At 63.4% G+C, this 12663-nt stretch carries 12 protein-coding genes; 6 read left to right on the top strand and 6 right to left on the bottom strand.

Going from position 1 to position 12663, the window contains the following annotated elements:
* Positions 1–318 precede the first annotated feature (318 nt).
* Positions 319–747, bottom strand: coding sequence for a DUF393 domain-containing protein (locus H6678_13980; protein ID MCB9474903.1), 429 nt, complete (start codon positions 745–747; stop codon positions 319–321).
* 169 nt (positions 748–916) lie between these two features.
* Here H6678_13980 and H6678_13975 point away from each other — a divergent pair, with 169 nt between their 5' ends.
* Positions 917–2479, top strand: coding sequence for a SpoIID/LytB domain-containing protein (locus tag H6678_13975; GenBank protein MCB9474902.1), 1563 nt, complete (start codon positions 917–919; stop codon positions 2477–2479).
* A 36-nt stretch (positions 2480–2515) separates the two neighbouring features.
* A complete protein-coding gene (locus H6678_13970) occupies positions 2516–3490 on the top strand; it encodes a cysteine synthase family protein (protein MCB9474901.1) in 975 nt (324 codons plus the stop codon).
* Positions 3491–3594: 104 nt separating this feature from the next.
* On the opposite strand, the gene H6678_13965 is transcribed toward H6678_13970, so the two are convergent.
* From H6678_13965 to H6678_13945, 5 genes are all read right to left on the bottom strand, one after another.
* Complete coding sequence (locus H6678_13965) at positions 3595–4437, bottom strand: hypothetical protein (protein MCB9474900.1); 843 nt, start codon at positions 4435–4437, stop codon at positions 3595–3597.
* A gap of 81 nt (positions 4438–4518) precedes the next feature.
* Positions 4519–5166 (bottom strand): hypothetical protein, encoded by a 648-nt coding sequence (locus H6678_13960; protein ID MCB9474899.1) that lies wholly within the window; start codon positions 5164–5166, stop codon positions 4519–4521.
* 141 nt (positions 5167–5307) lie between these two features.
* Positions 5308–5946, bottom strand: coding sequence for a preprotein translocase subunit SecE (locus H6678_13955; GenBank protein MCB9474898.1), 639 nt, complete (start codon positions 5944–5946; stop codon positions 5308–5310).
* 23 nt (positions 5947–5969) lie between these two features.
* Positions 5970–6692 (bottom strand): HupE/UreJ family protein, encoded by a 723-nt coding sequence (locus tag H6678_13950; GenBank protein ID MCB9474897.1) that lies wholly within the window; start codon positions 6690–6692, stop codon positions 5970–5972.
* Positions 6693–6855: 163 nt separating this feature from the next.
* Positions 6856–7950 carry a hypothetical protein gene (locus tag H6678_13945; GenBank protein ID MCB9474896.1) on the bottom strand — a complete coding sequence of 365 codons (1095 nt, stop codon included), beginning with the start codon at positions 7948–7950 and terminating at the stop codon, positions 6856–6858.
* A gap of 280 nt (positions 7951–8230) precedes the next feature.
* Here H6678_13945 and H6678_13940 point away from each other — a divergent pair, with 280 nt between their 5' ends.
* The 4 genes from H6678_13940 to H6678_13925 are packed head-to-tail and all read left to right on the top strand — an operon-like array spanning position 8231 to position 12623.
* The gene (locus tag H6678_13940) at positions 8231–9487 is read left to right on the top strand and encodes an HlyD family efflux transporter periplasmic adaptor subunit (protein MCB9474895.1); all 1257 of its coding nucleotides are present in this window, start codon (positions 8231–8233) and stop codon (positions 9485–9487) included.
* A 9-nt stretch (positions 9488–9496) separates the two neighbouring features.
* Complete coding sequence (locus H6678_13935) at positions 9497–10177, top strand: ABC transporter ATP-binding protein (GenBank protein MCB9474894.1); 681 nt, start codon at positions 9497–9499, stop codon at positions 10175–10177.
* On the top strand, positions 10171–11421 hold the full coding sequence (locus H6678_13930; GenBank protein ID MCB9474893.1) for an ABC transporter permease: 1251 nt from the start codon (positions 10171–10173) through the stop codon (positions 11419–11421). Before H6678_13935 ends, H6678_13930 begins: the two co-directional genes overlap by 7 nt.
* Positions 11418–12623 (top strand): FtsX-like permease family protein, encoded by a 1206-nt coding sequence (locus H6678_13925; GenBank protein ID MCB9474892.1) that lies wholly within the window; start codon positions 11418–11420, stop codon positions 12621–12623. Before H6678_13930 ends, H6678_13925 begins: the two co-directional genes overlap by 4 nt.
* The last annotated feature ends 40 nt before the right edge of the window (positions 12624–12663 follow it).

The raw sequence follows: 12663 nt of genomic DNA, 5'->3' as shown, positions 1-12663 counted from the left end.
TTGGCAGCAGGCGGGAGGCCAGCATCCTCGGCTGGTGCGGCAGCTGGCGGGAGGCCAGCAGCCTCGGCTGGCCTGGCAGCTGGCTGGAGGCCAGCAAACTCGGCTGGCCCGGCAGCTGGCGTGGTGGGTGCTGCGGCGGCAGCCGTCAGCCAGAGAGTGATCTCTGCCGCTTCTGTTGAATCCCGTTGATGATCAAGCTGATGCCGGGCAGCCACTGATCGCCGTCACCTGGTACAGCGCTTGAAAACTGGGTGCATGACAGAGCTCGAGGTCCCCAGCATCATCCGGGAACATACCGCGCACATGGTGAGACGGAGATCAATCCGTTGAGTCTTCGCGGAAATCAGGGGAGGATGGACCCATGGAAAGGGAATGGCGATGGCGGGCCACGACATCGTAGCAGGAATCGGCCAGGCCAACGGGAAGAATGCGTCCCAGAGACAGCCAGCGCCAGGGCAGCGGCAACTCGTGCAGCAGGCGGAAGACCGCTGCGGATTTTCGCCAGATCCGCTGGCCGTCGCTGAGCACAAGACTGTCACAGTCGCAGGAGAGCCGGGCGGCGACGCCAAGATCGGGCCGGTCGAACTGACCAGCGTCCCGGTCATGCCAGCGGATCCGGCCTCTGGCCACTCGTGCGTCGACCAACCTGCGGCATGCGCGACACAACGGGCATTGGGGGTCGTAGAACACATCCAGCCCAGACCCTGCATCCTTGGCGTTGGTGAAAGCACCAGACTTTGCCGACACCATCTCCCCCTTGCTGCCACCTGAACCGGATGCGGACAAGTTCCTGCCGGGAACGCCCCCCGCAAGGCAGAACTCTCAACTTTCGGCCCCGTATATTGTACGGCATTGTTGGCCGGCCCTCCATGCCGATATCCACCAGAACACCCAATCTCCCTGCAAGGAATCTTTCATGGCCCAGCCTCTTCGCGTCCGGATCGGCTTCCTCCATCGCCGCAAGGAGCTGCGGCTGGACCTGCCCCCGGGAACGGAACTGCGCACCGCCGCGGGTGAGATCGAATCCATCGAAGGCGCAGTGCGCATCGAACTCCTGAACGGCACTCCGGCCCGCGCACTGCACCTGCTGAAACTGGTGGAAAGTCCCCGGCGCAGCTGGCTGGAATCCCTGAACAAGCAGCTGGCCAAGGACGGCCTCGGCTGTCGCCTGCTGGACTTTGCCCCCGGCTTCTCGGCGGGCCCTTTCCGGGTGCAGCCCACCTGGCTGCTTGCGGCGGAAGTCGATGCCGCCGACGGCGCGAAGAGTCGCGCCAGAGTGTCACGCATCATCGACGGACAGCCCACCACCGACGCACCGCGTGCGGGCGACCTGCTGCATCTGGGCGAGGATGCCTGGTTGCGCTGCGTGCAACGGCCGGCCAGCGCGCGCGTGCTGGTCGAGTCGGAAGGCGAGTCGATCGGCGAACTGGATCCCCACGGCCTGTGTTTCATCCTGCCCCCGGGCCAGCACGCCGCCGTGCACCAGGTGGAAGTGGGCATCGATTTCCACTGGCAGCACCGGCGCACGCTGAATTATCCCGACACGCTGCGGGTCTTCGTGGATCACGATGGCCTGCTGGGTCTGGCCAACGACCTGCCACTGGAAGCCTACCTGCGCAGCGTGAACAGCAGCGAAATGACCGCTGACTGCCCACTGGAACTGCTGAAGGCCCAGACCATCGCCGCGCGCAGTACCTGGCTGGCGACGCGCGGACGCCATCATCACGGCGAAGCCTTTGACATCTGCGCGGATGACCATTGCCAGTGCTATCGCGGTGTGGAAACCATCGCGGACAGCTCACGCCTGGCCACCGACAGCACCGCCGGCATGTTCCTGTGTCACGACGGCCTGGTCTGCGACGCCCGCTACAGCAAGAGCTGCGGCGGCATCGTGGAAGCCTACGAGAACGTCTGGGAGAACACACCCGTTCCCTACATGCGCGCGCTCTGCGACGACGCGGACGAAGCCGATCCCCCGCAGCGCAGCGAGAGCGAGTGGCGCGACTGGATTCTGGCCGAGGAAGAGGTCTGGTGCAACACCGAACGCTGGCAGGTGCCGGCCATGCTGGGCTACAGCGACGGCTATTATCGCTGGACGGTGGAAATGAGCCGCGACCAGGCCGCCGACCTGCTGCGACGACGCGCCGGGCTTGAGTTCGGCGAACTGCACGACCTGCGCCCGGGCCCCCGTGGCCGCTCGGGCCGCCTGCTCTCGATGGACGTGCACACCGATCGCGGCATCTTCTCCATCGGCAAGGAATTGAAGATCCGTCGCGCACTCAGCGAGAGCCATCTCTACAGTGCGGCGATCTGGTTCGAATGGAAGGGCGACACACTTGTGATCCACGGCAAGGGCTGGGGACACGGGGTGGGCATGTGCCAACTGGGCGCGGCCCGAATGGCACTGGCCGGCCACTCCTGCGAGAGCATTCTGTCACACTACTATCCGGGCAGCGCGCTGCTCCGGCTGCAAGTCTGAACCCTGGCGCAACCCAACCCCCAATTCGGATGGACCATGATTTACGACAACATTCTGGACACGATCGGCAACACACCACTGGTACGTCTCAACCGCTTCTCGGCCGAGGTGCCACCGACCATCCTGGGCAAGGTGGAGCGCTTCAACCCTGCGGGCAGCGTCAAGGAGCGCGTGTCCTGGGCCATCATCGAGGACATGGAGCAGCGCGGCGAGATCAAGCCCGGCGGGATCGTGGTGGAAGCCACCAGCGGCAACATGGGGGTGGGAGTGGCCATGGTCTGCGCGGCGCGCGGTTATGGCTGCATCATCGTGATGCCCAGCAAGATGTCCATGGAGCGTGAGCGCATCATCCGCGCCTTCGGCGGCAAGGTGGTTCGCACGCGTTCCGATGTGCCCTGGGATCACCCCGAGAGTTTTCTCAACACCGCCCGCCGCATCACCAAGGAAACTCCGGGTGCGGTGATGCTGAACCAGTTCTACAACCAGGTGAATCCGCAGATCCATTATCGCACGACCGCGCAGGAAATCTGGAACGCCACCGAGGGAAAGATCGACGCCTTCGTGGCTGGCATGGGTACCGGTGGCACGATCACGGGTGTGGGCAAGTTCCTCAAGGAGAAGAACCCCAACATCCAGATCATCGGCGCCGACCCGGTGGGCAGCAGCCTGAAGCATCTGTTTGACACGGGCGAGATGCGCGAGGGCGAATTCTACCATGTGGAGGGTATCGGCGAGGACTTCATGCCCGAGACCCTGCGCTTCGACCATGTGGACAGGATGTTCTACGTGGCCGACAACGACAGTTTCCGCATGGCCCGCAAACTGGCGCGCAGCGAAGGCATCTTCGCGGGAGGCAGCACGGGCACCATCCTCTGCGCCACCATGGAGTACGCACGCACCATGGGCAAGGACCAGACCATCGTGGCCATGCTCTGCGACAACGGCGAGCGCTACCTGAGCAAGTTCTACAACGAAGACTGGTGCAAGGAAATGGGCTTCGACACGGACTAGGTCCTCAGTCCACCAGCGCCTGTCAGATGATATCAGGCTCCGCGGAGGTTCGCACTGTCGACTCGCCGCGGAGCCTTTTTCATGTCACGCGTGATGCATGCCGGTCACCAGATCAGGCCGAATGTGAGCGCTATGGATCTGCCCCCGCTGTTCGAGTGATAACTGTCCGTGGCGTCGCCGCCATAGCGTGGGGAGAGCAGGGTCCAGGCGCTGCTGTGCCGCAGTTCCAGCCCCAGTACCCCGTGATCCAGAAATCTGAGCTGCACGCCCGTTCCCAGAGTCGGACCCATGGCCGAACCTTCGAACACAATGAGCGACAGATCGTCAGCCCAGAATGAGCAATTGGAACTGATCAGCACGACACCCGCGCTCACCCACGGAGTCCAGACCGGAGTGGACAACCAGAAATCCTTGCGCAATCCCAGCGAGAGCTCGAACGCACTGGCCGTCGTGTCCATTGGATACTGCCAATCAATCGATCCCGGCAGTGGCAGATCCAGATCGCGGTTTCTGGTCGTGACGATGCGCAGTGCCAGGTTCAGCGAACCTCTGCCGGGAGCAAAAGCAAGCTCAAGCCCGCTGGTGGTCTGGTTTGCCCCGCTGCCCCAGCCGGTTCCCGCGATGTGCTTGCTGCCATTGAGCACCACCAGCTGAGCCCAGTGCCGGCGCAATGGCCTATCCAGCTCGCGGTTTCTGGTCGTGACGACACGCAGTGCCAGGTTCAGCGGCCCTCTGCCGGGAGCAAGATCCAGCTCCTGTCCGCCGAGGGTCTGTCTGGCTCCGCTGCCCCAGCCGGTTCCCGCGATGTGCTTGCTGCCATTGAGCACGAGCACCTGACCCCAGGGCCTGCGCAGTGTGTGCTCCGGATTGGATTGGGGATCCACTGGCTCTGCCCGGCAGGTTCCCGCAAGCAGCAGCACCAGGGTCAACGATCGGATTGAGGACACCTCAGGACCTCCGGGGATGTTCTGCGCCGGGGAAAAGCGGACAGGTCGTGATACACGGGTTGCCCGACGGAATGATGTTGGTCAGTCGAACAGTCGGTGACGGATCAGGAACGAGAGCGAACTGCCACCGCAGTCGGCCCTGTAATCCAACGGCTCGCCGTTCCAGGTTTCGCCGGTCAGATGGCAGTGCGCGGAACTGAAGCGCAGGTCAAGCCCCAGCACCCAACCGGTGCAGAGTGGCAGATCCACGCCCGCCGAATACAGGGGCCCCACTCCGGTGCCAGCGACCGGAAGCGGATGCGCAGATCCCACATCGAACTTCCTCTCGGCAATGATCAGAACCACCCCCAACCCCAGCCAGGGCTCCAGGGGCTGTCTCTTCAGCTGAAAGACATGACGCAGTCCCAGGGAGATTTCGTGCGATTGCCCTTCCATCAGGCCGTCGTGTTCGGTCCATTCACCAGTCCAGTTGTCCAGCGGAGACCCATCGGCATGCGTGTATGCATATTCCTGATCCAGCCAGATGGGCAGGTGCCCCAGGCGCAGATCGGCCTGCAGGGACAGTCGGCGTTGTGGCGAGACACGCTTCCATTCGACACCCGAAAAGAACTTCTGCCCGATCCCGACTCCCAGATGTGCACGTGGGAAATCGGTGCCGGAAAGAGTCGCCGCCATCGCCTGGTAAGGGGTCAGGGACAGGAGGACAAGGACACAGGACCGATACAGCAAGACTACCTCAACGGGCTGCCGGGAAGCACACAGGGCAACAGATCAAGTTTGCCATTCCAAACTGTGCCCGCGAACGACGCACAGGGCGAAAGAATACCGAAATACTTCCGCCAATACGACACAGAAAGGGCCAGCTGCCGCTCAGGGCCAGCGAACGATGTCCGTATAGGGCCCACTGGTCTCAAGAGTCAGGGTCAGGGGAGATGCCGAGCGATTGCGCCAGAACCAGCCATGATTCCCGTCGAAAGCGGCGACGAGCTCACCGGCCTCGGAGGAGGAACGGCCCTTGCCATAGCCGTGATACTTGATGCCCGCAGCCTTGGAATCCGCGTGCGTATCGAAGTTCGCCTCGGCTCCATCCGTGCTCCAGCGATAGCGAACCGCATTGCCCTGGGTCAGAGTCACCTTGATCTCGGCGCCCTCATCGGGGGCCAGCACAAGCGAGAGCGTGTCGCTGCGCTGGGAGATGACTGCCGACGTGTTTACTGCCGGGTTTTCCTCGTGTTGTGCTGATCCTGTCACTTCTTCGCGAGCAACGGCAGCCGGCCCAGCACCGCTAATTTCTTCGGCCTTGGCTTCCAGAGCGAGTGAGCGCTTGATCTGACCCATGCGCGTCAGGCCGATCACCCGACCGATGCCGGTTGGGTCGACTCCGTATTCTGCCGGGAGGACGACCGTCACGAGCAGGACCGCCGCAATGACCGCGGCCAGCACTGTGGAACGAATCAACTGACGCGAAGTCGGAAGGTCGTCAGGAGAAGGGGACTGGGAATTGAACACGATGCACTCCGGGCTTCATTCGTCTACAGAAGGAACCAACCACTCATCTGGTACCCTACCAGCAGAAATCCGCCGGTCATGAGCACCACATTGGCGGTGAAGGCATGTGCCAGAAAGCTGTCGTGACGCCGCCACCAGCTCATGGCGATGAGAATCAGACCCAGACCACCCAGCTGGCCAAGCTCGACGCCCACATTGAAGGCCACGAGATTCGTGAACAGCCCATCGGGGGAAAGTCTGTACTCCAGAATCTTGGTTGCCAGGCCAAAGCCGTGGAACAGGCCGAAGACCAGGGTGGCCACCCGCGTATCAGGTTGCACGCCGAACCAGCGACGGAATGCCCCCAGGTTGTCCAGCGCCTTGTAGACCACCGAGAATCCGATGATCGCATCAATCAAGTAGGCGCTCACCGAGATTTCAAGGAAGGCACCCAGCAGCAAGGTCGTCGTGTGACCGACCGCGAACAGGCTGACATACAGTCCGATGTCCTTGAAGCGGTAGAGGAAGAAGATCACCCCGAAGAGGAATGCCAGGTGGTCGTAACCCGTGATCATGTGTTTGGCACCCAGGTAGATGAATGGTATCGGCAGCGCACCACTGATCTCCTGGATGTAGCCTTTGTCACCGGCTGTGACACCATGGGCCCCGGCTTCCGGCACCATCGCCAGCAGCAGTGCGACAAATGGCAGCAATGCAGCCCAGCCCGGGCATTTCGCAAGGCTCTGCAGCCGGGAACGAAATCTCATGACGCAAACTCCTGTTGACCTGTGCTCAGGGAATCCCGGAAGGCACCCCCCGGGCACGAGACTGAATCCTTCGAGCCCCATATGGTTTCACCGGGCACTGAATGAAAGGGGCGCATGGTCATGCGCCCCTTTCATTCAGCCGGTTCGTTCACGGGACTGATTGCTACCAGCGATACCCCAGCAGCAGGCTGATGCTGAGTCCGCCGGCCTTGGCATCCATGCTTACCGGATCACCCCAGACATCATCGCCCTCAAGGGTCACATTGCCACCGCTGACGCGAAGATCCACTCCCGTGTACAAAGAACGGCTCAGGGACGCCAGCATGCCACCATTGAGTGCGAAGCCCATGGTGGACCCTTCGATGGAGTAGGTGCCGTCCGCGCCCATATCCACCTCCCAATAACCTTTGACCAGGCAGAGACCTGCTCCCAGATACGGCACCAGCCTGGCATCAGACTGGCCGAACCACCAGCGTGCGCCAACCGTGAGTTCGGATGTCTCGGCATAGCCGTCCCAGACATCGCCGTACTCGTCCTCCACGTCACCGGATTTTGATGATCGCAGATAGCCGATGTCCAGGCTGACCGGCAGCCCGGAAAGGCCCCAGTTGAAATCCATGCCCAGAAGGACCTGGCTCTCGAGCGGCTCCCAATCGTCCTTGCTGAGGGACTTCTGCCCCAGCCGGACGGACAGATGACGGCGCGCAGCGCTTCCCGAACCCGAAGTCGGCATTTCATGGCTCACGGGCTCCATCACGGGACTGCGATCCAGGGGCACACCGGCTTCCGGGCTGCCGCTGGTCTCACCCTCCAGATCCGGGGCGGGCACCCGCGGGAAGACCGGCCCTCCACCAGCCGCACCCGCGCCCTGCAGGCGCAGCCTTTCGGCCTCGATGGCCTGGCTCATCTGCTCGTCGTCCAGCTTGACCGAGACCTTGTAGTACACGGTACGACCGTCCACGCGCTGCTCGAGCACTTTCTTCTGCTTGACCACGGCCGCGGCGATGGTCTTCACCAGATCGTCCTTCATCTGGTAGTTCTGCGCCGTGCTGATCGAGGAGACGAAGAGCGCGCACTGTTCGATGGCGGCACGCAGGGCCATCTGCTCGCAGAACTGCTTGGCCTGGATGATGCTCTCGTTGTCCCCGTGGGTGTACTCGTACTCGCCCGTGCTCTCGCACATTTCCGCCAGGGCTGGACGCAGGGCCAGCAGCAGCAGGACCAGGATCCGGACCAGGTTTGCCGGTAGTCTATTCATGGTTTCCTCGAGTTGTCTGATCTGACCGTTTTGCGCGCCCATCCGCCAACGGGCTCAGGGCACGGGGGCGGTTTTCGGTGTGCCAAAGTCAGGAAAATCAACCAGAGATGGGTGTGGGCTGGCGCACGCCTGGTCGGCAAAGCGTCCGCCAGCGGACACCCGCTGTCCGCCAGAGAACGTCGGGCAAGGTTTCTGACGCCGCAAGTTGTTCATTTTCAACAGCATGAAATCTGGCATGGTCCTCGCAATGGCGTCAGTCGTCATACAACCAGGAGAACAGATGTCGTCCATGGACCGCGAAATCCCCCTTGAACAGCGCCAGCGCACGCACCGGGGTCGCCTGCTGCGCGTGGGGCTGGGCGGATTGCTCGCGATCCTCCTTGTGCTTGGTCTGCGCCAGCTGGCAACACCCACGGTGGCGCTGGCCGATCTGCGGATTTCCACGGTCCAGCGAGCCCGCATCGAGGCCACTCTCTCGGCCAGTGGACTGGTCAAGGCGGAGTTCGAAGAGCTGTTGGCCAGCCCCAGCGATTCCCGGATTCTGAAGGTGCATGCCCATCCCGGCGCACTGCTGGCCGCCGGTGATACACTGATGCAGCTGGATACCCGCGAGATCCGCCTGGAGCTGGACCGCCTGGCCGACCAGATCGCCCTGACACAGGCCCAGTTGCGCCAGCAGTCCAGCGAGCAGGAACGCGTGCAGGGCGATCTGCGCAGCGAGCGCGGCATTCTGGAGGAAAAGATCCGCTATCTGGAGGCCCGCCGTCAGCAGGAAGAGGAACTCTACAAGCGCCAACTGACCACCGTGTGGAGTCTGCGTCAGGCCGAGCGCGACGAGAACATCGCCCGCCTGGAACTGCAGGGGCTGGACGAACGGATTCGCCATCTCAAGGAGGGCGCCCTGGCCGGCAACGAGACTCTCGAGATCCAGATCCGCCTGTACCGACAGGACCAGCAGCGCGCGCAGGAAGCCCTGAGCTCGGCCTGTCTGGTGGCCCCGCGCGAGTGCGTGCTGAGCTGGGCCGTGGAACAGGAGGGGCAGGCGGTCAGCAAGGGAACTCCCCTGGCACGCCTGGCCAACCGGGACTCATGGAAGGTGGAGGCCAGCCTCTCCGACGTGCACGCCGCACGCCTGCAGGTGGGTCAGGAATGCCGGATCGGCCTCAATGAGCGCCAACTGGTGGGTCACGTGGACCGTGTGCACCCCCAGATCGAGAACGGCCAGGTGCTCTTCGATGTGCGCCTGGACGACCCGCGCGATCCCGAACTGCACAGCAATCTGCGTGTGGACGTGGATGTGATCCGCGAAAGCCACGACAATGCCCTGATCGTGCGTCGCGGCCCCGGCACCGATGGTGCGGGCACCCGACCGAAACTCTTCGTGGTCAACGGAGACCACCTCGAACGCCGCGACGTGATCTGCGGCCTGAGCAATCGCGACGAAGTGGAAGTCCTGCAGGGAGTGCAGGAAGGCGAGCGCGTGGTGATCTCAGGCATGAACGACTGGCTGCATCTTGAAACATTGACTCTGAAATAGGAGGCACACATGCTCTGCCTTGAAGACATTGAAAAAGTATACCGCACCGACCGGATCGAAACCCAGGCTCTCAGCCGGATCAGCCTGGACGTGCGGGCGGGTGAATTCCTCTCGATCATGGGTCCCTCCGGGTCGGGCAAGAGCACTCTGCTGAACATCATGGGTCTGCTGGATCTTCCCAGCAGCGGGCGGGTGCTGCTGGAGGGCAAGGATGTGTCACGCCAGCGCGACCGCGAGCTGGCCCGGCTGCGCAATCGCACCATCGGCTTCATTTTCCAGTCCTTTCACCTGGTCTCCGATCTGAGCGTGCTGGACAACGTGGAAATCCCCCTGCTCTACCGCTCCATGAACGGTCGCGAACGACGCGCGTCCGCCCAGGCCGCGCTGGAACGCGTGGGTCTGGCGGCACGCATGTCACACACTCCGGGCCAGCTTTCCGGTGGGCAGCAGCAGCGGGTGGCCATCGCCCGGGCCATCGTGGGACAGCCGGCCCTGCTGCTGGCCGACGAACCCACGGGCAACCTGGACAGCGTGATGGGCCGCGAGATCATGGAGATCCTGCTGGAACTGAACCGCGCGGGCACCACCATCATCATGGTGACCCACGACCAGCAGATGGCCGACCTGACCCAGCGCTGCGTGCGCCTCCACGATGGCCGCCAGGTGCACCAGGAGGCACTGGCATGCTGAAGAACACGCTGAAGACGGCGCTGGCCGTGCTGCGGCGCAAGCCCTTCTTCACCGGGGTGAGCCTTTTTGCGATCTGCTTCACGCTGACCGTGCTGATGACGGCGACCACCCTGCTGGAGAACATGTCGCGCCCGGGGCTTCCCATCGCCCGGCAGGAGACGCTGGCGACTCTGGAGTACGCCCAGATGTGGGGGCCCGAGAACGACTGGACCGGCAACCCGGGCTACCGACTGCTGGATACGGTGCTGCGCGACCTGCCCGGTGTGGAACTTGCAAGCATTCACTCCGACGCCAGCCCCCGGCTGTACTGGCACGAGGGCGAGAAGCACGCGCTGGATCTCAAGTTCACCGATGCCGCATTCTGGCGTGTGTTCTCCTTCACCATCCTGGAAGGCCGACTGTACGACGAGGCCGAGGTGCAGGCGGCCGAACCACTGGCCGTGATCACGCGCAGCACGCGGGATCTTCTGTACCCGCAGGGCGCACTGGACCAGAGCCTGCGCATCGGCGATCGCGACTTTCGCGTGATCGGGGTTGTGGAGGATGTGCCGATCTACAACAAGCACCCCCGCAGTGATGTCTGGGTGCCGCTGGGAAACCAGGCCAGCGCGGCCTGGCGGGACAACTGGATGGGCAGCATGCTGGCCGCCGTGCGACTGACCGATTCGCGGGTGCTGCCGCAGGTGCGTGCCGAACTGGCACGACGCTGTGCGGAGATCGACCCCGACGACGGCCCCGGCTACGACCACATCTCGGCCAGTCTGGACTCCTCGCCCATGGACGCCCTGGCCCGGGAACTGCTGGCTCCCGGAACCCGCGGTGATACCAACAGCTACCTGGGACGCCTGGCCGCGCTCATCATCGGGGCCGCGCTGTTGTTCATGTCGCTGCCCGCACTGAACCTGGTCAATCTGAACCTCAGCCGCATGCTCGAGCGAGCCTCGGAGATCGGCGTGCGCCGCGCCTTCGGGGCCACGGCGGGCAGCCTGATCCTGCAACTGCTGATTGAAAATCTGCTCATCGTGAGCGCGGGTGGAGTGCTGGCCCTGGGCTGTACCCAGTTGATTCTCGATGGCATCGCCCGCAGCGGGCTGCTGCAGAACGCCAGCTTTCACCTGAACCTGCGGGTCTTCGGCCTGGCGCTGGTGCTGGTGGTGGTCTTCAGCGTGCTCTCGGGCATTCTGCCGGCCTGGCGCACGGCCCGCCTGCATCCCGTACACGCCCTGAAAGGAAACCAGCGATGATCGCCCATATCCTGCGCATGATCTGGAATCGCAAGCGCGCCAACCTGCTGTTGCTGGTCGAGATGCTGCTCTCGGCCCTGGTGCTGTTCCTGGTGCTCAGCCAGCTGCTCTTCGCCCTGCAGAAGTATCTCACACCTCTGGGCTTCAACCGTGAGAACGTGCTGGCACTGAACGTGCGTCCGTCGGCGGACGACGCCACGCTGAATACGCGAACCATGCAGGAGATCCAGCGTGAGCTGCAGACCTGGCCCGAGATTCAGGCCATTTGCGCGATGACACCCATTCCCTATGTCAACAGCACCTGGCGCACCAGTTACGAACAGGCTCCGGCGGGATTCAGAAGCAACATCCACCTGGTGCACACGGGGATCCAGGACGCTCTGGGAGCCGAACTGAGCGAAGGAAGCTGGCCCAGCGAGGCGGACCTGGGTGGCGCGCGAACTCCCCTGGTGGTGACGCGGCAGTTCGTCACGGAGTACTGGCCCGATGAAGCGGACGACCTGCTCACGGGCCGAACCAGCGCCATCGGTCGCGACATTGGAGACGATGAGAAGCGCTACCGGATCGTGGGAGTCCTGCCCTGGCTGCGCCCCAAGGGCGAACTGATGCAGCCGGTGCCGCTGATGCTGCGCTTCGAGACGTCGGATGGAAGCTCCGAGAACTTCATCGACGGCATGCTGATTCGCGTCGGCCCGGGTCAGATGACCGGAGCAACGGAAGAACGCATCACACAACTGATCCAGAGGCTGGCTCCCGGCTGGAGCATCAGCCTGAACTCGCTGGACCACTTGCGCCGCTCGACCCTGCGCGAGAAGGCGCTGCCCCTGCTGATCGCGGGTCTTGTCGTGGCCTTTCTGCTGTTGATGGTGGGTCTGGGGCTGATCGGAGTCCTGTGGCAGAGTGTCACACGCAGGCGGGCCGAACTCGGGCTGCGCCGCGCTCTGGGCGCCACGCGCGAACAGATCGGCCTGCAGCTGCTGGGTGAAATTGCCATACTCAGCCTGCTGGCCATGGCGGGGGCCTGGCTGATCATTCTCCAGCTTCCCTTCCTGGGCTTCACCAAGGACATCGGCTGGGGCATCTTCATGGCGGCCCTGGGTCTTTCAACGGCCATGGTGCTGTTGCTGGCCCTGCTGGCGGGAGCCTATCCGGGCTGGCTGAGCACACGCATCGCGCCTTCGGAGGCCCTGCACCATGAGTAGTGACAACGGATCACACACCGCGAATCCCGCGGGTCAAAGG

The organism is Candidatus Delongbacteria bacterium, assembly GCA_020634015.1.
Taxonomy (GTDB): domain Bacteria; phylum CAIWAD01; class CAIWAD01; order CAIWAD01; family CAIWAD01; genus JACKCN01.
The sequence above is the reverse complement of the archived record's forward strand: the minus strand, read 5'-3'. Positions and strand labels throughout refer to the sequence as shown.

What these genes read in the sequence shown, in the direction of transcription:
- H6678_13975 (MCB9474902.1), top strand. Translation starts at nt 917, where the DNA reads ATGGCCCAGCCTCTTCGCGTCCGGATCGGCTTCCTCCATCGCCGCAAG.
- H6678_13970 (MCB9474901.1), top strand. Translation starts at nt 2,516, where the DNA reads ATGATTTACGACAACATTCTGGACACGATCGGCAACACACCACTGGTA.
- H6678_13950 (MCB9474897.1), bottom strand. Translation starts at nt 6,692, where the DNA reads ATGAGATTTCGTTCCCGGCTGCAGAGCCTTGCGAAATGCCCGGGCTGG.
- H6678_13945 (MCB9474896.1), bottom strand. Translation starts at nt 7,950, where the DNA reads ATGAATAGACTACCGGCAAACCTGGTCCGGATCCTGGTCCTGCTGCTG.
- H6678_13940 (MCB9474895.1), top strand. Translation starts at nt 8,231, where the DNA reads ATGTCGTCCATGGACCGCGAAATCCCCCTTGAACAGCGCCAGCGCACG.
- H6678_13935 (MCB9474894.1), top strand. Translation starts at nt 9,497, where the DNA reads ATGCTCTGCCTTGAAGACATTGAAAAAGTATACCGCACCGACCGGATC.
- H6678_13930 (MCB9474893.1), top strand. Translation starts at nt 10,171, where the DNA reads ATGCTGAAGAACACGCTGAAGACGGCGCTGGCCGTGCTGCGGCGCAAG.
- H6678_13925 (MCB9474892.1), top strand. Translation starts at nt 11,418, where the DNA reads ATGATCGCCCATATCCTGCGCATGATCTGGAATCGCAAGCGCGCCAAC.